This is a genomic window from Kitasatospora sp. NPDC097605 (genome assembly GCF_040302725.1).
Lineage (GTDB): Bacteria > Actinomycetota > Actinomycetes > Streptomycetales > Streptomycetaceae > Kitasatospora.
The window spans coordinates 19,278-38,292 of sequence record NZ_JBEOSF010000012.1 but is presented as its reverse complement, the minus strand read 5'-3'; the positions used below and the strand labels follow the sequence as shown (position 1 = coordinate 38,292).

General features: G+C 72.7%; 18 protein-coding genes. 17 read left to right on the top strand and 1 reads right to left on the bottom strand.

From position 1 onward, the window contains the following. The first annotated feature begins 146 nt into the window (after window positions 1–146). Window positions 147–572, top strand: coding sequence for a thiol-disulfide oxidoreductase DCC family protein (locus ABTX81_RS15845; protein WP_350545140.1), 426 nt, complete (start codon window positions 147–149; stop codon window positions 570–572). 40 nt (window positions 573–612) lie between these two features. Here ABTX81_RS15845 and ABTX81_RS15840 read toward each other — a convergent pair whose 3' ends face one another. Continuing rightward, a complete protein-coding gene (locus ABTX81_RS15840; protein ID WP_350545137.1) occupies window positions 613–2,667 on the bottom strand; it encodes an elongation factor G-like protein EF-G2 in 2,055 nt (684 codons plus the stop codon). Between the two features lie 215 nt (window positions 2,668–2,882). Between ABTX81_RS15840 and pgsA the strand changes: the two genes are divergently transcribed. From pgsA to ABTX81_RS15760, 16 genes are all read left to right on the top strand, one after another. Further along, a complete protein-coding gene (gene pgsA / locus ABTX81_RS15835) occupies window positions 2,883–3,530 on the top strand; it encodes a phosphatidylinositol phosphate synthase (protein ID WP_350545135.1) in 648 nt (215 codons plus the stop codon). Continuing rightward, on the top strand, window positions 3,527–4,570 hold the full coding sequence (locus ABTX81_RS15830) for a phosphatidylinositol mannoside acyltransferase (RefSeq protein WP_502892787.1): 1,044 nt from the start codon (window positions 3,527–3,529) through the stop codon (window positions 4,568–4,570). The genes pgsA and ABTX81_RS15830 overlap by 4 nt, the downstream gene beginning before the upstream one ends. 83 nt (window positions 4,571–4,653) lie before the next feature. Continuing rightward, window positions 4,654–5,835 (top strand): glycosyltransferase family 4 protein, encoded by a 1,182-nt coding sequence (locus tag ABTX81_RS15825; RefSeq protein ID WP_350545129.1) that lies wholly within the window; start codon window positions 4,654–4,656, stop codon window positions 5,833–5,835. A gap of 72 nt (window positions 5,836–5,907) precedes the next feature. Further along, window positions 5,908–6,276, top strand: coding sequence for a 5-carboxymethyl-2-hydroxymuconate Delta-isomerase (locus ABTX81_RS15820; RefSeq protein WP_350545126.1), 369 nt, complete (start codon window positions 5,908–5,910; stop codon window positions 6,274–6,276). 74 nt (window positions 6,277–6,350) lie between these two features. Beyond that, on the top strand, window positions 6,351–6,851 hold the full coding sequence (locus ABTX81_RS15815; protein ID WP_350545589.1) for a hypothetical protein: 501 nt from the start codon (window positions 6,351–6,353) through the stop codon (window positions 6,849–6,851). Between the two features lie 167 nt (window positions 6,852–7,018). Next, entirely contained in the window at window positions 7,019–7,930 is a 912-nt protein-coding gene (pdxS, locus tag ABTX81_RS15810) for a pyridoxal 5'-phosphate synthase lyase subunit PdxS (protein WP_350545123.1), read from the top strand. 88 nt (window positions 7,931–8,018) lie between these two features. Next, the gene (gene pdxT / locus ABTX81_RS15805; RefSeq protein ID WP_350545121.1) at window positions 8,019–8,636 is read left to right on the top strand and encodes a pyridoxal 5'-phosphate synthase glutaminase subunit PdxT; all 618 of its coding nucleotides are present in this window, start codon (window positions 8,019–8,021) and stop codon (window positions 8,634–8,636) included. 92 nt (window positions 8,637–8,728) lie between these two features. Beyond that, entirely contained in the window at window positions 8,729–9,487 is a 759-nt protein-coding gene (locus ABTX81_RS15800) for a YebC/PmpR family DNA-binding transcriptional regulator (protein ID WP_350545118.1), read from the top strand. Between the two features lie 125 nt (window positions 9,488–9,612). Further along, window positions 9,613–10,161, top strand: a complete 549-nt coding sequence (gene ruvC / locus ABTX81_RS15795; protein ID WP_350545586.1) for a crossover junction endodeoxyribonuclease RuvC — start codon at window positions 9,613–9,615, stop codon at window positions 10,159–10,161. Further along, on the top strand, window positions 10,158–10,769 hold the full coding sequence (ruvA, locus tag ABTX81_RS15790) for a Holliday junction branch migration protein RuvA (protein ID WP_350545116.1): 612 nt from the start codon (window positions 10,158–10,160) through the stop codon (window positions 10,767–10,769). The genes ruvC and ruvA overlap by 4 nt, the downstream gene beginning before the upstream one ends. A gap of 79 nt (window positions 10,770–10,848) precedes the next feature. Beyond that, window positions 10,849–11,943: a Holliday junction branch migration DNA helicase RuvB gene (gene ruvB, locus ABTX81_RS15785; RefSeq protein ID WP_350545113.1), complete on the top strand. Its 1,095-nt coding sequence runs from the start codon at window positions 10,849–10,851 to the stop codon at window positions 11,941–11,943. 273 nt (window positions 11,944–12,216) lie between these two features. Then, complete coding sequence (gene yajC, locus ABTX81_RS15780; protein WP_350545111.1) at window positions 12,217–12,642, top strand: preprotein translocase subunit YajC; 426 nt, start codon at window positions 12,217–12,219, stop codon at window positions 12,640–12,642. Between the two features lie 144 nt (window positions 12,643–12,786). After that, entirely contained in the window at window positions 12,787–14,613 is a 1,827-nt protein-coding gene (gene secD, locus ABTX81_RS15775) for a protein translocase subunit SecD (protein ID WP_502892784.1), read from the top strand. A 4-nt stretch (window positions 14,614–14,617) separates the two neighbouring features. Then, window positions 14,618–15,718 carry a protein translocase subunit SecF gene (gene secF / locus ABTX81_RS15770; RefSeq protein WP_350545109.1) on the top strand — a complete coding sequence of 367 codons (1,101 nt, stop codon included), beginning with the start codon at window positions 14,618–14,620 and terminating at the stop codon, window positions 15,716–15,718. Window positions 15,719–15,744: 26 nt separating this feature from the next. Next, window positions 15,745–16,296 (top strand): adenine phosphoribosyltransferase, encoded by a 552-nt coding sequence (locus tag ABTX81_RS15765; RefSeq protein ID WP_350545105.1) that lies wholly within the window; start codon window positions 15,745–15,747, stop codon window positions 16,294–16,296. 228 nt (window positions 16,297–16,524) lie between these two features. Then, entirely contained in the window at window positions 16,525–18,948 is a 2,424-nt protein-coding gene (locus ABTX81_RS15760; protein ID WP_502892786.1) for a RelA/SpoT family protein, read from the top strand. The last annotated feature ends 67 nt before the right edge of the window (window positions 18,949–19,015 follow it).

The window sequence follows — 19,015 nt, the reverse complement described above, 5'->3', positions numbered from 1 at the left end:
CCGTGCCGGGGCACCGGCGCGGGCATGATCGTCTGAAGTGCCGTCACGAACGGGCCACGGTGGGCCTGTGGGGCATGATGCCCACGTTTCGGCTGTTCGACGCACCTGGTCGCGGGCCGCCGGGCCCGATGGTGCACGATGGCGGCATGGAGAGCGGTGGGCTGACGGATCCGGTGCTGGTGTTCGACGGGGACTGCGGGTTCTGCACGTCGTGCGTGCGGTGGGCGGAGCGCTATCCGCGGCAGACGCTGGCGTCGGGGGGCTGGGAGGCGGTGCCGTTCCAGTTCGCGGACCTGGCGGCGCTGGACGCGGTGGCCGGGGGGCGCGGTGAGGTGTCCTGGGAGCGCGCGGAGCGCGAGGTGCTGTGGGTGACGCCGGCGGGCCGGGTGTACGGCGGGGCGCAGGCGGTGGCGCGGCTGCTGATGCGTTCGGGCGGGGTGTGGGCGTACCTGGGCGGGGTGCTGGCGTTGGCGCCGGTGCGCTCGGTGGCCGCGCCGGTGTACCGGTGGGTGGCGCGCAACCGGCACCGGATGCCGGGCGGCACGTCGGCCTGCGCGCTGCCGCGCCGCTGATCCGGCGTGACCCGGAAGAGCGTGACCCGGCGGAGAGGACCTAGTCCCGGTCGGTGAAGCGGGTGGCGAGGGCGGCGGGCATGGGTTCGTGGCGCAGGTGGGCGCGGCTGAACTCGGCGGTGCCGTGGGTGAGGGAGCGCAGGTCGACGGGGTAGCGGGCGAGTTCGAGCTCGGGGACCTCGGCGCGCAGCAGGGTGAGGCCGGGCCCGCCGGTCTCGGTGCCGAGGACGCGGCCGCGGCGGGCGGAGAGGTCGCCGAGGACGGCGCCGAGGTAGTCGTCGGGCAGCAGGACGCTGACGGCGGCGACGGGTTCGAGGAGCCGGATGACGGCGTGTTCGGCGGCGTCGCGCAGGGCGAGGGCGGCGGCGGTCTGGAAGGCGGAGTCGGAGGAGTCGACGGAGTGCGCCTTGCCGTCGGTGAGGGTGACCCGGATGTCGACGAGCGGGTGGCCGGTGGCGACGCCCTTGGCGAGCTGGGCGCGGACGCCCTTCTCGACGGAGGGGATGAAGTGCTTGGGGACGGAGCCGCCGACGACGTGTTCCTGGAACTCGAAGCCGGAGCCGGCGGGGAGGGGTTCGACCTCCAGGTCGCAGATGGCGTACTGGCCGTGGCCGCCGGACTGCTTGACGAGGCGGCCGTGGCCGGCGGCGGCGGTGCCGAAGGTCTCGCGCAGGGCGACCCGGTGTTCGACGGTGTCGACGTGGACGCCGTGGCGGTTGCGGAGCCGGTCGAGGACGGCTTCGGCGTGTGCCTCGCCGGTGCACCAGAGGACGAGCTGGTGGGTGTCGGGGTTCTGTTCGAGGCGCAGCGCGGGGTCTTCGGCGGCGAGCCGGGAGAGGGCCTGGGAGAGCTTGTCGTCGTCGGCCTTGCTGTGCGCCTCGACGGCGACGGGCAGCAGGGGTTCGGGGAGGTTCCAGGTGTCGAGTTCGGCGGAGTGGCCGGGTTCCTGGACGGTGTCGCCGGCGCGGGCGGTGGTGAGCTTGGCGGCGCAGACGAGGTCGCCGGCGACGGCGTGCGGGACGGGCCGCTGGAGTTTGCCGAAGGGGCTGGTGAGGCCGGTGACGCGTTCCTCGGCGTCCTGGTCGGCGGGGTGGTCGGGGCCGGTGAGGCGGATGCGGGTGTCGGGGCGCAGGGTGCCGGCGTAGAGGCGCAGCAGGCTGACGCGGCCGACGTAGGCGTCGCCGGTGACGCGGACGACCTGGGCGGCGAGGGGCGCGTCGGGGTCGCAGTCGGGGGCGGGGCGGGTGCGTTCGGCGGGGGTGGGGAAGGTGGTGGTGATGAGGTCGAGGAGTTCGGTGGCGCCGAGGCCGTGTTCGCTGGTGGGGACGGCGGGGTGGAGGGTGCAGGCGAGGACCTCGCGGCGCATGCCGGCTTCGAGGGAGTCGGTGTCGGGGGTCTCGCCGGTGAGGTACTGCTCCATGAGGGTGTCGTCCTGGCCGGAGATGGCTTCGACGAGGCTCTCGCGGGCGGCTTCGGTGTCGGGCAGCGGGTCGGCCTGGCCGTAGGTGTGGCCGGTGAGGAGGTCGATGCTGCCGTCCGGGTGGCCGTCGTGGTGGACGGGCAGGAAGAGCGGCCGGAGGGTGTCGGGGCCGAGGCCGAAGGCGTCGTGGCAGGCGGTGAGGATGTCGTCGAGGCTGCCGCGGGCGATGTCGAGCTTGGCGACGGCGAGGGCGCGGGGGATGTTCTCGGCGGCGCACTCGCGCCACAGGGCCCGGGTGGGGGCGGTGACCGGGTCGGTGGCGGAGACGACGAAGACGGCGGCGTCGGCGGCGTGCAGGGCGGCGCGCAGGTCGGCGGCGAAGTCGGGGTGGCCGGGCGGGTCGAGCAGGTTGATCTTGGTGCCGCGCCATTCGAGGGGCAGCACGGAGAGCTGGACGGAGCGCTGCTGCTGGTGCTCGATGGGTTCGTGGTCGGAGACGGTGGTGCCGTCGGTGACCCGGCCGGGGCGGCCGACGGCGCCGGCGGCGTGGGCGAGGGATTCGGCGAGAGTGGTCTTGCCCACGCCGGCGCAGCCGATGAGGACGACGTTGCGCAGGTCGCCCGGTCCGGCGACGGCGGGGGCCTGGCCGGCTCTGGCGGTGCTGCGGTCGGGCATCGGGGTCTCCTCCCGTCGCGCCGGGACTGTGGGTGAAAGTCTAGGTGCGATGGGGGCGGGGGGCGCGCGAGCGGCATGCGGGGGTGGTGTGTGCGCGGGGGAGGTCGGCGGGCGTGGCTACGATGGGTGGGCCGGATGGGCTGATCCATCGGGTCGTCTGCCGCGCACTCTGGCCGCAGGCGGGTACCAGGGAGATCGGAGCGGTCGGGAAGGCCATGCTCAACAAATACGCGCGTGCCTTCTTCACACGTGTTCTGACCCCGTTCGCCGCGTTCCTCATCCGTCTGGGGGTGAGCCCGGACACCGTGACGCTGGTCGGTACGGCCGGTTCGGTGGCGGGTGCGCTGGTGTTCTTCCCGCGCGGGGAGTTCTTCTGGGGCACCATCACGATCACGCTGTTCATCTTCTCGGACCTGGTGGACGGGAACATGGCGCGGCAGCTGGGGCGGTCCACGAAGTGGGGGGCGTTCCTGGACTCGACGCTGGACCGGGTCGCGGACGCGGCGGTCTTCGGCGGTATCGCCATGTGGTACGCGGGCAAGGGCGACAACGACCTGCTGTGCGCGGTGGCGGTGTTCTGCCTGGCGAGCGGGCTGGTGGTGTCGTACACCAAGGCGCGCGCGGAGAGCCAGGGGCTGCCGTGCGACGTGTCGGGGCTGGTGGAGCGGGCCGAGCGGCTGGTGATCAGCCTGGTGGCGGCCGGTGTGGCGGGTCTGCAGACGTTCGGGGTGCCGTACGTGGAGTGGCTGCTGCCGGTGGCGCTGTGGCTGGTGGCGGTCGGCAGTCTGGTGACGGTGTTCCAGCGGATGCTGACGGTGCGCCGTGAGGCGTTCGAGGCGGACCGCATGGCGGCCGGGAGCTGAGAGGGGGCGGTCCCGCGGTGAAGGACCGAGTGGTGGACCGACTGGTGTACACGGCGTACGCGGCGGGCTGGGGGGCGCTCAAGCACCTGCCCGAGCCGGCGGCGCGGTCGCTGTTCGACCGGCTGGCGGATTCGGCGTGGCGGCGGCGCGGCAAGCGGGTGCTGCAGTTGGAGGCGAACCTGCTGCGGGTGTGCCCGGAGGCGGACGAGGCCCGGCTGCGGGAGCTGTCGCGGGCGGGGATGCGCTCGTACATGCGGTACTGGCAGGAGTCGTTCCGGCTGCCGGTGTGGGGCCGCGGGCGGGTGCTGCGGGATGTCCGGGTGGACGGCTTCGAGCACGTGCAGGAGGCGCTGGACGCCGGGCGGGGCGTGGTGGCCGCGCTGCCGCACATGGCCAACTGGGACCTGGCGGGCGCCTGGGTGGCGTCCCGGGGGTACCCGTTCACGACGGTGGCGGAGCGGTTGAAGCCGGAGCGGCTGTTCGACCGGTTCGTGGCGTTCCGGGAGGGCCTGGGCATGGAGGTGCTGGCGCTGACCGGCGGCTCGGTGAGCGTGGTCGGCACGCTGGCGCGGCGGCTGCGGGCGGGCCGGCTGGTCTGCCTGGTGGGCGACCGGGACCTCTCGGAGGCGGGCATCGAGGTGTCGTTCTTCGGCGAGGCGACGCGGATGCCGGCCGGTCCGGCGGCGCTGTGCCAGCGGACCGGGGCGGCGCTGCTGCCGGTGTCGCTCTGGTACGAGGGGCGGACCATGCGGGGGCGGGTGCACCCGGAGGTCGTGGTGCCGGCGGAGGGCGACCGGGCGGAGAAGACCCGGGCGATGACGCAGGCGATGGCCGCGGTGTGGGAGTCGGCGGTCCGGGAGCACCCGGAGGACTGGCACATGCTGCAGCGCTTCTGGCTGGCCGACCTCCCGGTCCGTGAGACGGTGGAGGCGGAGGCCGCCCGGGCCGGGGGCGCTGTGCGGCAGGCCGTCCGGGAGCCCGCCGCCCGTCCGCCGGCGGAGGCGGCCGGGGAGCCGGCGGCCGAGGCGTCGGGGGCCTGAGGCCCCCGGTCGGACCGCCCTCGGACCGCCGTCCGCGCCGGACGGCACCGCACCGCATCGCCCGCAGGATTTCGAGGAGACCCGTGAAGATCGGCATCGTCTGCCCGTACGACTGGGACGTCCCCGGCGGCGTGCAGTTCCACATCCGGGACCTCGCCGAGCACCTGATCGGCCTGGGCCACGAGGTGTCGGTGCTGGCGCCGGCCGAGGACGACGAGGCGCTGCCGCCGTACGTGGTGTCGGCGGGGCGGGCCGTGGCGGTGCCGTACAACGGCTCGGTGGCGCGGCTGAGCTTCGGGATCCTGTCGGCGGCCCGGGTGCGGCGGTGGCTGCATGACGGGCGGTTCGACATCCTGCACGTGCACGAGCCGGCCTCGCCGAGCCTGTCGATGCTGGCGGCCTGGTCGGCCTCGGGGCCGATGGTGGGCACCTTCCACACCTCCAACCCGCGCTCGCGGGCGATGATCGCGGCCTCGCCGATCCTGCAGCCGGGGCTGGAGAAGATGCGGGCGCGGATCGCGGTGAGCGAGTACGCGCGGCGCACCCTGGTGGAGCACCTGGGCGGGGACGCGGTGGTGATCCCCAACGGCGTGGACGTCGGGTTCTTCGCGGGGGCGGAGCCGGACGAGCGCTGGACCGGCGGCGCGGCCGAGGGGCGGCCGGGGACGATCGGCTTCATCGGCCGGATCAACGAGCCGCGCAAGGGGCTGCCGACGCTGCTGGCGGCGCTGCCGCGGATCCTCGCCGAGCGGCCGGGGGTGCGGCTGCTGGTGGCGGGCAAGGGCGACGAGGAGGAGGCGGTCGCCGGGCTGGCGCCGGAGGTCCGGGCCCAGGTGGAGTTCCTCGGCATGGTGAGCGACCGGGACAAGGCCCGGCTGCTGCGCAGCGTGGACCTGTACGTGGCGCCGAACACCGGCGGCGAGAGCTTCGGGATCATCCTGGTCGAGGCGATGTCGGCGGGGGCGCCGGTGCTGGCGAGCGACCTGGACGCGTTCAAGCAGGTGCTGGACGGCGGGGACGCGGGCGAGCTGTTCCCGGTGGAGGACGCGGACGCGCTGTCGCGGACGGCGCTGCGGCTGCTGGGGGACCCGGCGCGGCTGGAGGAGCTGCGCAAGGCGGCGTCCCGGCACGTGCGGCGGTTCGACTGGTCGACGGTGGGCGCGGACATCCTGGCCGTGTACGAGACGGTGACGGCGGGGGAGGCCGCGGTGGTGGAGGACGAGCGCAGCGGCCGCCGTGGCCGGTTCGGGCTGGCCCGGGACTGAGCGGGCGGCGGGCGCGGCTAAGGTCGGACGCGGTTTCCCTGTCCGTAGCTCCTGTTGTCCCTGGAGGGCCCGATGCCGCAGATCTCCGTCGACTACTCCCCGAGCCTGGCCGGCTCCTTCGACCGCCGTGAGCTGGGCCTGGCGATCAACCGGCTGGCGGTGGAGACCATCGCCGCCAGGCCGGAGGGCTGCAAGACGATCTTCCGGGCGACCGATCCGGAGGTCGTGGTCGGGCAGAGCGAGCGCCCCGAGGCGCAGCTGTTCGTGCAGTTCCAGATCTTCCCGGGGCGCAGCCCGGAGGCGAAGTCGGCGCTCACCGAGGGGGTCCTGGCGCTGCTGGCGGAGCGGGTGAAGCCGGCACCGGGGGAGCGGCTGAACCTGGCGGTGGACGTGCGTGACATCGACCGCGAGGCCTACCGGAGCACGGCGATCGAGGGGTGATCCGGGGGCACCCGGTAGCGTAGCGCCCCGTGACTACCTGGATCTGGGCCGGCGTGGCCGTGGTGCTGTTCGGCATGTACCTCAGTTGGACGGCCGGAAGGCTGGACCGGCTGCACGCCCGGATCGACGCCGCCCGTGCGGCGCTGGACGCGCAGCTGGTCCGGCGGGCGTCGGTGGCGATGGAGCTGGCGACGTCCTCGCTGCTGGACCCGGCGGCGTCGCTGCTGCTGCTGGACGCGGCGCACGCGGCGCGGCAGGCGGAGGACGAGCAGCGCGAGGTGGCGGAGAGCCAGTTGAGCCTGGCGCTGCGGGCGGTGTTCGCGGAGCCGGAGCAGGTGGCGGCGCTGGTGGCGGAGCCGGGCGGCGAGGACGCGGTGCGGGACCTGACGGCGGCGGTGCGGCGGGTGCCGATGGCGCGGCGGTTCCACAACGACGCGGTGCGGGCGGCGCGGGCGGTGCGCGAGCACCGGCTGGTGCGCTACTTCCGGCTGGCGGGCAAGGCGCCGTTCCCGATGGCCTTCGAGATGGACGACGCGCCGCCGGTGGCGCTCACGCCGGAGGGCGCGCCCGCGTAGCGGGGCCGGTCCGTGGTACGGGTCTCACCTGTCGTGACGGGTGGGTCCGGATACGGCCTCTTTGTCGTATCCCGCCGGACCGGCTGGCCTTGGTGGCGCATGGAGTGCCCCTGCCTTCCGCCTACCATAGGGCGATAGCACTGGTTCATCTTCGAGTGAGGTCTCACGTGTCCACCACCCCCACCACCGCAGACCAGCCGCAGATCGGTACCGCCCGGGTGAAGCGCGGCATGGCCGAGCAGCTCAAGGGCGGTGTGATCATGGACGTGGTCAACGCCGAGCAGGCCAAGATCGCCGAGGACGCCGGCGCTGTGGCCGTCATGGCCCTGGAGCGGGTGCCCGCCGACATCCGCAAGGACGGCGGCGTGGCGCGCATGTCGGACCCGAACATGATCGAGGAGATCATCGGCGCGGTCTCGATCCCGGTCATGGCCAAGTCCCGCATCGGCCACTTCGTCGAGGCCCAGGTCCTGCAGTCGCTCGGTGTCGACTACATCGACGAGTCCGAGGTGCTGACCCCGGCCGACGAGGTCAACCACTCCGACAAGTGGGCCTTCACCACCCCCTTCGTCTGCGGTGCCACCAACCTGGGCGAGGCGCTGCGCCGCATCGCCGAGGGCGCGGCCATGATCCGTTCCAAGGGCGAGGCCGGCACCGGCAACGTCGTCGAGGCGGTCCGCCACCTGCGCCAGATCAAGAACGAGATCGGCCACCTGCGCGCGCTGGACCACAACGAGCTGTTCGCCGCCGCCAAGGAGCTGCGCGCCCCGTACGAGCTGGTCAAGGAGGTCGCCGAGCTCGGCAAGCTGCCGGTCGTGCTGTTCTCCGCCGGTGGCGTGGCCACCCCGGCCGACGCCGCGCTGATGCGCCAGCTGGGTGCCGAGGGCGTCTTCGTCGGCTCGGGCATCTTCAAGTCGGGCGACCCGGCCAAGCGCGCCGCCGCGATCGTCAAGGCCACCACCTTCTTCGACGACCCGAAGATCATCGCCGACGCCTCCCGCAACCTCGGCGAGGCCATGGTCGGCATCAACTGCGACACCCTGCCGGAGAGCGAGCGGTACGCCAACCGCGGCTGGTAATGCGCTGTGGACGGCCCGCCGCGCGGTGAGATCATCGGCGCGGCGGGCCGCCGTGCGTCGTCCGTTCGAGAGTCAAGAGGTACGAGAAGTGTCCACTCCAGTCATCGGCGTCCTCGCCCTGCAGGGTGACGTCCGCGAGCACCTGATCGCGCTGGCCGAGGCCGACGCGCTGGCCCGCCCGGTCCGCCGCGCGGAGGAGCTGGCCGAGGTCGACGCGCTGGTGATCCCCGGCGGGGAGTCCACCACGATGTCCAAGCTGGCGCTGCTGTTCGGCGTGATGGACCCGCTGCGCGAGCGGGTGGCCGCCGGCATGCCGGTGTACGGGACCTGCGCCGGCATGATCATGCTGGCGGACAAGATCCTGGACGGGCGCGAGGACCAGGAGACCGTGGGCGGCATCGACATGACGGTGCGCCGCAACGCCTTCGGGCGCCAGAACGAGTCCTTCGAGTCCGGCATCGCCTTCCAGGGCCTGGACGACGCCCCGGTGCACGGCGTGTTCATCCGCGCCCCCTGGGTGGAGTCGGTCGGCGCGGGCGTCCGGGTGCTGGCCGAGCTGCCGGCCGCCGACGGCCCGGAGAGCCGGATCGTGGCGGTCCGCCAGGGCAATCTGCTGGCCACCTCGTTCCACCCGGAGCTCACCGGCGACCACCGTGTGCACGCCTACTTCGTGCGCATGGTCGAGGAGCACCTCGCCGCCGCGTGACCGCGCGTGCATGACCGTGTGCGGTCGGGACGCGGCCGCACCGGTAAGATCTCATCTGTTCATTTCCCTTTGGCGACGTAAAGGAGCTGGCGATGTCCGGCCACTCTAAGTGGGCTACCACCAAGCACAAGAAGGCCGTGATCGACGCCAAGCGCGGCAAGCTCTTCGCCAAGATGATCAAGAACATCGAGGTGGCGGCGCGCACCGGCGGTCCGGATCTGAACGGCAACCCGACCCTGTACGACGCCGTGCAGAAGGCCAAGAAGAGCTCGGTCCCGATCGACAACATCAACCGTGCGATCAAGCGCGGTGGCGGTCTGGAGGCCGGCGGCGCCGACTACCAGACGATCATGTACGAGGGCTACGGCCCGAACGGCGTCGCGGTGCTCATCGAGTGCCTCACCGACAACCGCAACCGCGCCGCCTCCGACGTGCGCGTGGCGATGACCCGCAACGGCGGCTCGATGGCCGACCCGGGCTCGGTCTCCTACCTGTTCAACCGGCGGGGTGTCGTCGTCGTCCCGAAGGCGGACGGCGTGGACGAGGAGAAGCTCCTGGACATCGTCCTCGACCACGGCGCCGAGGAGGTCAACGACCTGGGCGAGGCGTTCGAGATCGTCTCCGAGCCGGGCGACATGGTCGCCGTGCGCACCGCGCTGGTCGACGGCGGCGTCGACTACGACTCGGCCGACGCCAACTTCGTCCCGAGCATGCAGGTCGAGCTGGACGTCGACGGCGCCCGCAAGATCTTCAAGCTGATCGACGCCCTGGAGGACAGCGACGACGTGCAGAACGTCTTCGCCAACTTCGACATCAGCGACGAGGTCGGTGCGCAGCTCGACGCCGAGTGATCGTGCCCCCTCCCGGCCCGGCGGTCCCCAGGACCGCCGGGCCGGTGTCGTTCGGGGCACTGTCGGTGGCGGGGGGTAGCCTTCGCAGGTCGATGCTCGAATCCAGAAGGGGCGGGAATGCCGTGGTGCGGGTGCTGGGTGTCGACCCGGGGCTGACCAGGTGCGGGGTCGGCGTGGTCGAGGGCGCGCCGGGCCGGCCGTTGCGGATGGCCGGGGTCGGGGTGGTGCGCACCCCCGCCGAGGCGGAGATCGGGCAGCGGCTGCTGCTGGTCGAGCAGGGCCTGGAGGCCTGGCTGGACGAGCACCGGCCGGACCTGGTGGCCGTCGAGCGGGTCTTCGCCCAGCACAACGTCCGCACCGTGATGGGCACGGCGCAGGCCAGCGCGGTGGCGATGCTCTGCGCGACCCGGCGCGGCATACCGGTCACCCTGCACACCCCGAGCGAGGTCAAGGCCGCCGTCACCGGCTCGGGCCGGGCCGACAAGGCGCAGGTCACCGCCATGGTGCAGCGGCTGCTGCGGCTCGACGCGCCGCCGAAGCCGGCCGACGCCGCCGACGCGCTGGCGCTGGCCATCTGCCACATCTGGCGCGGCGGCGCCGCCAACCGCCTGGAGGCCGCGATCCGGGCGGCCCGTACCACCTCCCCGCAGGGCCTGAAAGGAACCACCCGATGATCGCCTTCGTGCAAGGACCCGTGGCCGCGCTGTCCGGCGGCATCGCGGTGGTCGAGGTCGGCGGGGTCGGCATGGCCGTGCAGTGCACGCCGAACACGCTGGCCGCGCTGCGGCTCGGCGAGCCGGCCCGGCTGGCGACCTCGCTGGTGGTCCGGGAGGACTCGCTGACCCTGTTCGGCTTCGCGGACGACGACGAGCGGGCGATCTTCGAGATCCTCCAGGCGGCGCCCGGCGTCGGTCCCAAGCTGGCGCAGGCCATCCTCGGGGTGCACAGCCCCGACGCGCTGCGCGTGGCGGTGGCGAACGGCGACGAGAAGGCGCTGGTCGCGGTGCCCGGCATCGGCAAGGCCAAGGCCGCCAAGCTGCTGCTGGAGTACAAGGACAAGCTGGGCGCCCCGCACGGCGCGGTCCCGGCGCAGAAGCCGGTCGCCACCGGGCCGGCGCCCTGGAGCGAGCAGCTGCACTCGGCGCTGGTCGGCCTCGGCTACGCGCCGCGCGAGGCGGACGACGCGGTCGCCGCCGTCACCCCGGAGGCCGAGGCGCAGCCGGTGCCGGACGTCGGCGCGCTGCTGCGCCTCGCGCTGCGCGGACTCAACCGCTCTCGCTGAAGCCATCTGACGACCTGTCCTTTTGTCGACACCGCCGACACCGACGACACTGCCGACACCGATGTGGGAGCCGCCTCCGATGAGCCCGTACGACTCCGAGCCCGCCGACCGGCTGGTGACCGCCGCCGCCGACGGTGAGGACCAGGCCGTCGAGGCGGCGCTGCGCCCGCGGCTGCTGGACGAGTTCATCGGCCAGGAGCGGGTGCGCGAGCAGCTGTCGCTGGTGCTCCAGGCGGCCCGCCAGCGCGGCTCCGCCCCCGACCATGTGCTGCTCAGCGGGCCGCCCGGGCTCGGCAAGACCACCCTGTCGATGATCATCGCGGCCGAGCTGGGCGCCCCGATCCGGATCACCTCCGGCCCGGCGATCCAGCACGCGGGCGACCTCGCGGCGATCCTCTCCTCGCTCAGCGAGGGCGAGGTGCTGTTCCTCGACGAGATCCACCGGATGTCCCGGCCCGCCGAGGAGATGCTCTACATGGCGATGGAGGACTTCCGGGTCGACGTGATCGTCGGCAAGGGGCCCGGGGCGACCGCCATCCCGCTGGAGCTGCCGCCGTTCACCCTGGTCGGCGCGACCACCCGGGCCGGTCTGCTGCCGCCGCCGCTGCGCGACCGGTTCGGCTTCACCGGGCACATGGAGTTCTACGCGCCCGCCGAGCTGCAGCGGGTGGTGCACCGCTCGGCCGCGCTGCTGGACGTGGAGATAGACCCGGCCGGCGCCGCCGAGATCGCCGGCCGCTCCCGGGGCACGCCGCGGATCGCCAACCGGCTGCTGCGCCGGGTGCGCGACTACGCGCAGGTGCGCCACGACGGCGTGATCACCGCCGGGATCGCCGGCCAGGCGCTGGACGTCTACGAGGTGGACGCCCGTGGTCTGGACCGGTTGGACCGGGCGGTGCTGGACGCGCTGCTGCGGCTGTTCGGCGGCGGCCCGGTCGGGCTGTCGACCCTGGCGGTCGCGGTGGGGGAGGAGGCCGAGACGGTCGAGGAGGTCGCCGAGCCGTTCCTGGTCCGCGAGGGCCTGCTGGCCCGCACCCCGCGCGGGCGGATCGCCACCGCCGCGGCCTGGGCGCACCTGGGACTCACCCCTCCGGCGCAGCCCGGACGCGGTGCGGCGCCCGCACAGCCCGGGCTCTTCGCCGCGGACCGGGACGGTGCCGCCGACCAGGGCTGACGAGGCGCCGTCGCGCTGAGCCGAACGGGTGACGGCGGAGCGTGTGCGGATCATGCGCGCCCGTCGTGCGGGGCGCCTGCCGAAGCCGGGGCGGAAGTCCGGGGAAACTGTGCAGGCGGAGGGTCGCCACTTTCGGCGGCAGGATGCGATGCTTGGCGTTGTCCGATCAGTTCGGGGTCGCCTAGACTCCGCCGGACCGCCCCTCTCACCCGACGGGACGACCCATTACCACACAGGCCGCCGGCCGGCGGCCCGTAAAGGACCCTGGCTGCAGTGAACCTCATCATCCTTCTCCTCCCGATCCTCGCGATCGTGCTCATGTTCCGGTCGCAGAAGAAGCGCCAGCAGCAGATGCAGCAGATGCAGACGTCGCTGGAGCCGGGGGCGGGCGTGCGGACCATCGGCGGCCTGTACGCGAAGGTGAAGGCGGTCAACGACGAGACCGTCGAGCTGGAGATCGCGCCGGGCGTGGTCACCCACTTCACCAAGAGCGCGATCGCCGCGGTCCTGGAGGCCGCCGAGTACGACGCGATCATCAACGGTCGTCCGGACGAGGACGAGGGGGTCGACGCCTCGGACGAGGACGCCGAGGTGGAGGCCGGGTCGGCCGACGCGAAGCCGCTGTCGTTCAGCAAGGACGACGCCACCGGCGGTGACGCGAAGGCCGAGGCCGAGGGCGGGGCTCCCGCGAGCAAGTAGTACGGTCGGGCACCCGCCCGGCCGCGCGGCGTTCCGCCGCGAGCCCACAGGACTCAGGGCCGCAGTTCCGCCACTCCCCGCCCAGCCGCGTGCCGGGCGGGGGTCGGTGGGGGGAAGTGGCATGGACAGGGAGAAACGAGCAAGGTGGCAACACCCAAGTCGCGCCCGCGCGACGGTTACCCAGGGCGGGCGCTGGCCCTCATCCTGGTCGTCACCGTCGGACTGGTCGCCCTCATGTTCGGGACGGGCACCACCAAGCCCCGCCTCGGGATCGACCTCGCCGGCGGAACCAGCATCACGCTGAGCGCGAAGTCGACCGACCCCAAGGCGATCAACAAGTCCAACATGGACATCGCCACCGGGATCATCGAGCAGCGCGTCAACGGTATGGGCGTCTCCGAGGCCGAGGTCCAGACCCAGGGCGACCGCAACATCATCGTGAACATCCCCAAGGGCGGTGACAAGCAGAGCGCGGCCGACCAGGTCGGCACCACCGCGAAGCTGTACTTCCGCCCGGTCCTCGCCCTCGCGCCCAGCGGCCTCCAGGTCCCGGCCCCGACCCAGACCCCGTCGGCGGACGCGAGCGGCACCCCGAGCGCCGCCGCCACCCCGAGCGCCACCGGCACGCCGAGCGCCGCCGCCGCGACCGGCACCCCGAGCGCGAGCGCCACCAAGCAGGGCCGTCCGGCCGGTGAGGCCCTCGCGGCCGACAACCCGACCACGCCCGCCGCCACCGGAGCCGCCGCCACCGGCACCCCGAGCGCCGCGGCCGCCACCGGCAGCCCGAGCGCCGCCGCGACCGACCCCGCCGCCCCGGCCCCGCAGGACCTCTCCGCGGCGATGACCCAGGGCACCGTCCCGCCGGAGCTGGCCGCCCAGTTCGCCGCGCTGGACTGCTCCAAGCCCGACCAGCGGAGCAAGAACTACCAGAGCGCCGAGGGCGCGCCGACCGTCGCCTGCACCCAGAAGGAGGAGAACGGCGCCTTCTACAAGCTCGCGCTCGGCCCGGTCGCCGTCTTCGGCTCGGACGTCTCCAAGGCGCAGGCCACCATCGACACCCAGCAGGGCGGCGGCTGGCAGGTCCAGCTGCAGTTCAACGGCAAGGGCACCGACGCCTTCACCGCCGTCACCGGCCAGCTGGCCAGCCAGCCCGAGCCGGCCAACCAGTTCGCCATCGTGCTGGACGGCCAGGTCGTCTCCCACCCGTACGTGCGCGGCGCGATCCCCGGCGGCTCGGCCGTGATCTCCGGCAGCTTCAAGCAGTCCGAGGCGCAGAACCTCGCGAACGTGCTGAGCTTCGGCGCCCTGCCGCTGGAGTTCACCACCAGCGACGTCACCACCGTCTCCCCGCAGCTCGGTGGCGACCAGCTGAAGGCCGGCCTGGTCGCCGGTCTGATCGGCATGGTCCTGGTGGTCGCCTACTCGCTGATCTACTACCGCGGTCTGGGCCTGATCTCGATCGCCGGTCTGATCGTCTCCGCGGTGCTGACCTACTCGATCATGAGCCTGCTCGGCTCCGGCATCGGCTTCGCGCTGAACCTGCCGGCGGTCTGCGGCGCCATCGTCGCGATCGGCATCACCGCCGACTCCTTCATCGTGTACTTCGAGCGCATCCGCGACGAGGTCCGCGAGGGCGCTCCGCTGCGCCCGGCCGTCCAGCGGGCCTGGCCGCGCGCCCGGCGCACCATCCTGGTCTCGGACTTCGTCTCCTTCCTCTGTGCCGCCGTGCTCTACCTGGTCTCGGTCGGCAAGGTCCAGGGCTTCGCCTTCACGCTGGGCCTGACCACGGCGCTCGACGTCGTCGTCATCTTCCTGTTCACCAAGCCGCTGATCACGCTGCTGGCCCGCCGGAAGTTCTTCTACGAAGGCCACCCGTGGTCCGGCCTGGACCCGAAGCGGCTGGGCGCCCGCCCGCCGCTGCGCAGCACCCGCCGCCGCACCCCCTCGTCCGCCGCCGTGAAGGGGGCCTGACACCGTGTCGCGCTTCTCCAATCTGGGCCACAAGCTCTACCAGGGCGAGGTCAGCTTCGACTTCGTCGGCCGCCGCAAGCTCTGGTACAGCATCTCCGCGGTGATCGTCCTGATCGCCGGGATCGGCCTGGCGATGGGCCTGCACCTGGGCATCGAGTTCAAGGGCGGCTCGGTCTACACCGTGTCCAAGCCGGGGCTGTCGGTGTCGCAGGCGCAGGAGGCGGTCGACAAGATCGTCTCCTCGCACCCGCTGGTGCAGTCGACCGACAACGGCAAGATCCGGATCCAGGTCTCCTCGGAGGACAAGACCACCTCCTCGGAGTTCACCGGCAAGCTGTCGCAGGAGATCGGCGTCCCGGTCCAGGACATCGACACCCAGGTGATCGGTCCCAGCTGGGGTGAGCAGATCTCCAACAAGGCGCTCACCGGTCTGATCATCTTCATGATCCTGGTGACGATCTACCTGGCGATCGCCTTCGAGTGGCGGATGGCGGTGGCCGCCCTGGTCGCCCTCATCCACGACCTCCTGATCACCATCGGCGTCTACGCCCTGGTGGGCTTCGAGGTCACCCCCGGTACGGTGATCGGCTTCCTGACCATCCTCGGTTACTCCCTCTACGACACGGTCGTCGTCTTCGACACCGTGAAGGAGAACACCAAGGACCTCACCAAGCAGAACAAGCTCACCTACAGCGAGGCTGCCAACGCGGGCCTCAACCAGACCCTGGTCCGCTCGCTCAACACCACCGTGGTCGCCCTGCTCCCGGTGGCGGCGCTGCTGTTCATCGGTGGCGGTCTGCTCGGTGCCGGCACCCTGAACGACATCTCGCTGGCGCTGTTCATCGGTCTCGCCGCCGGTGCCTACTCCTCGATCTGCGTCGCCACCCCGCTGCTCGCGCAGCTGAAGGAGGAGGCGCCGGAGATGAAGGCCCTGGCCAAGCGGGTCGCCCAGCGCCGCGCCGCCGACGCCAAGGCCGCCGCGGCCAAGGAGGCCGGCGAGGTGGAGGAGATCGCCGACGAGGACCTGCCGGCGGGTATGGTCGGTCAGCGCGGCCGGGCGGCCGGCACCACGCGTGCCAAGGGCCGTCCGTCCACCAAGCGCTGACCTCCGCCGACCGTAAGGGACCCTTCGTGACCACCGCCGACAACGCACTGGCCGAGCTGCTCACCAGCCGGATCCGGGACGTCCAGGACTACCCGAAGCCGGGCGTGCTGTTCAAGGACATCGCGCCGCTGCTCGCCGACGCCGAGGCCTTCGCCGCGCTCACCCGGGCGCTGGCGGAGCGGGCCACGGAGCTCGGGGCCACCAAGGTGGTCGGCCTGGAGGCGCGCGGCTTCGTGCTGGCCGCCCCGGCGGCCTTCGCGGCCGGGGTCGGCTTCGTGCCGATCCGCAAGCAGGGCAAGCTGCCCGGCGAGGTGTTCCGCCGCTCCTACGAGCTGGAGTACGGCTCGGCGACGCTGGAGGTCCAGTGCGACGCCTTCGCGCCCGGTGAGCGGGTGCTGGTGGTGGACGACGTGCTGGCCACCGGCGGGACCATCGGCGCCTCGCTGGACCTGGTCAAGGAGGCCGGGGCCGAACTGGTCGGCGTGGTCGTGCTGATGGAGCTCGGCTTCCTCGACGGCCGCGGGCGGCTGGCCCCGCACCTGGGCGGCGCTCCGCTGGAGACGCTGGTCACGGTCTGAACACGCACGGCCCGGGCGGGCGGCGGTCGGAACACCCGGCCGCCGCCCGCTGTTGTGTCGGGAGGGTGTCCGCCGTGTGTGCGGGCCCGGCCGACCAAACGTCCCGGCGCGAGGCTCGGTACCATGAAGATTCATCCCCTCCCGGTTGCGCGGGGCGCGGCCCGAGCCGCGCGGCGCCCGCGGGGGGCAGGCCGAGCGCCCTGAGGAGTGTCCTTGCCCGACGAGGTTGTGCCCACGGCAGCCGCGGCCGCCCCCGAGAACCGGCCCACGCCCTCGGCGGCCACCCCGGCACGCCCGGCGCCGACCCCGTCCCGCCCGCCCGCCCCGGCCGGCCGCGGCTCCGCCGGCGGCGGGGGCATGCGGGCCCGCCTGGCCCGCCTCGGCGGCCAGCGCTCCAGCGTGCTCAACCCCGTCCTGGAGCCGCTCTTCCGCTCCATCCGGGCCAACGACCCCAAGGCCGACCCGGCGCTGCTGCGCGACATCGAGAAGGCGTACGCGGTCGCCGAGAAGTGGCACCGCGGGCAGAAACGCAAGAGCGGCGACCCGTACATCACCCACCCGCTGGCGGTCGCGACCATCCTGGCCGAGCTGGGCATGGACGCCCCGACGCTGATGGCCGGGCTGCTGCACGACACCGTCGAGGACACCGACTACGGCCTGGAGACCCTGCGCAAGGACTTCGGCGACTCGGTGGCCCTGCTGGTGGACGGCGTCACCAAGCTGGACCGGGTCAAGTTCGGCGAGGCCGCGCAGGCCGAGACGGTCCGCAAGATGGTCGTCGCGATGGCCAAGGACCCCCGGGTCCTGGTGATCAAGCTGGCCGACCGGCTGCACAACATGCGCACCATGCGCTACCTCAAGCGGGAGAAGCAGGAGAAGAAGGCCCGCGAGACGCTGGAGATCTACGCCCCGCTGGCGCACCGGCTGGGCATGAACACCATCAAGTGGGAGCTGGAGGACCTCGCCTTCGCGATCCTCTACCCCAAGATGTACGACGAGATCGTCCGGCTGGTCGCCGAGCGCGCCCCCAAGCGGGACGAGTACCTGGCGACCGTCATCGACCAGGTCCAGGGCGACCTGCGCGGCGCCCGGATCACCGCCTCCGTCACCGGCCGGCCGAAGCACTACTACTCGGTCTACCAGAAGATGATCGTCCGGGGCCGGGACTTCGCCGAGATCTACGACCTGGTGGGCATCCGGGTCCTGGTCGACACCGTCCGCGACTGCTACGCGGCGCTGGGCACCATCCACGCGCGGTGGAACCCGGTGCCGGGGCGGTTCAAGGACTACATCGCGATGCCCAAGTTCAACATGTACCAGTCGCTGCACACCACGGTGATCGGTCCCGGGGGCAAGCCCGTCGAGCTGCAGATCCGCACCTTCGACATGCACCGCCGCGCCGAGTACGGCATCGCCGCGCACTGGAAGTACAAGCAGCGCGCGGTGGCCGGCGCCTCCAAGGTGCGCACCGACACCCCGACCCAGACCCGCAAGGACGACAAGGCCGGCGCCGTCAACGAGATGGCCTGGCTGCGGCAGCTGCTGGACTGGCAGAAGGAGACCGCCGACCCCAGCGAGTTCCTGGAGTCGCTCCGCTTCGACCTGGCCAGCAACGAGGTCTTCGTCTTCACCCCCAAGGGCGACGTCATAGCCCTGCCGGCCGGGGCCACCCCGGTGGACTTCGCGTTCGCGGTGCACACCGAGGTCGGCTACCGCACCATCGGGGCCCGGGTGAACGGGCGGCTGGTGCCGCTGGAGTCGACCCTGGAGAACGGCGACACCGTCGAGGTGTTCACCTCCAAGGCGGAGAACGCCGGACCGTCCCGCGACTGGCTGGGCTTCGTCAAGTCCCCGCGCGCCCGCAACAAGATCCGCGCCTGGTTCTCCAAGGAGCGCCGCGAGGAGGCGATCGAGCAGGGCAAGGAGGCCATCGCCCGCGCGATGCGCAAGCAGGGCCTGCCGATCCAGCGGATCCTCACCGGCGACTCACTGGTCACCCTCGCCCACGAGATGCGCTACCCGGACATCTCCTCGCTGTACGCGGCGATCGGCGAGGGCCACGTCACCGCGCAGAACATCGTCCAGAAGCTGGTGCAGGCGCTGGGCGGCGAGGAGGGCGCCACCGAGGACCTCGCCGAGACGGCCACCCCGACCCACGACAACCGGCGCGCGGTGCGCCGCCGGGCCAAGGGCGACCCGGGCGTGATCGTCAAGGGCGTCGAGGACGTCTGGGTGAAGCTGTCGCGCTGCTGCACCCCGGTCCCGGGCGACGCCATCGTCGGCTTCATCACCCGCGGCAACGGCGTCTCGGTGCACCGCGCCGACTGCGTCAACGTCGAGGCGCTCAGCCAGCAGCCCGAGCGGATGATCGAGGTCGAGTGGGCGGCCACCCAGTCCTCGGTCTTCCTGGTGGCCATCCAGGTCGAGGCGCTGGACCGCTCCCGGCTGCTCTCGGACGTCACCCGGGTGCTGTCCGACCAGCACGTCAACATCCTGTCGGCGGCGGTGCAGACCTCCCGCGACCGGGTGGCGATGAGCCGCTTCACCTTCGAGATGGGCGACCCCAAGCACCTGGGCCACGTCCTCAAGGCGGTCCGCGGCGTCGAGGGCGTCTACGACGTCTACCGGGTCACCTCGGCCCGCAACAAGTAGCCGGACCGGCGTACGGGAAGGGCCCCGGGGAGCGATCCCCGGGGCCCTTCCGCGTGTGTCGTCCGCG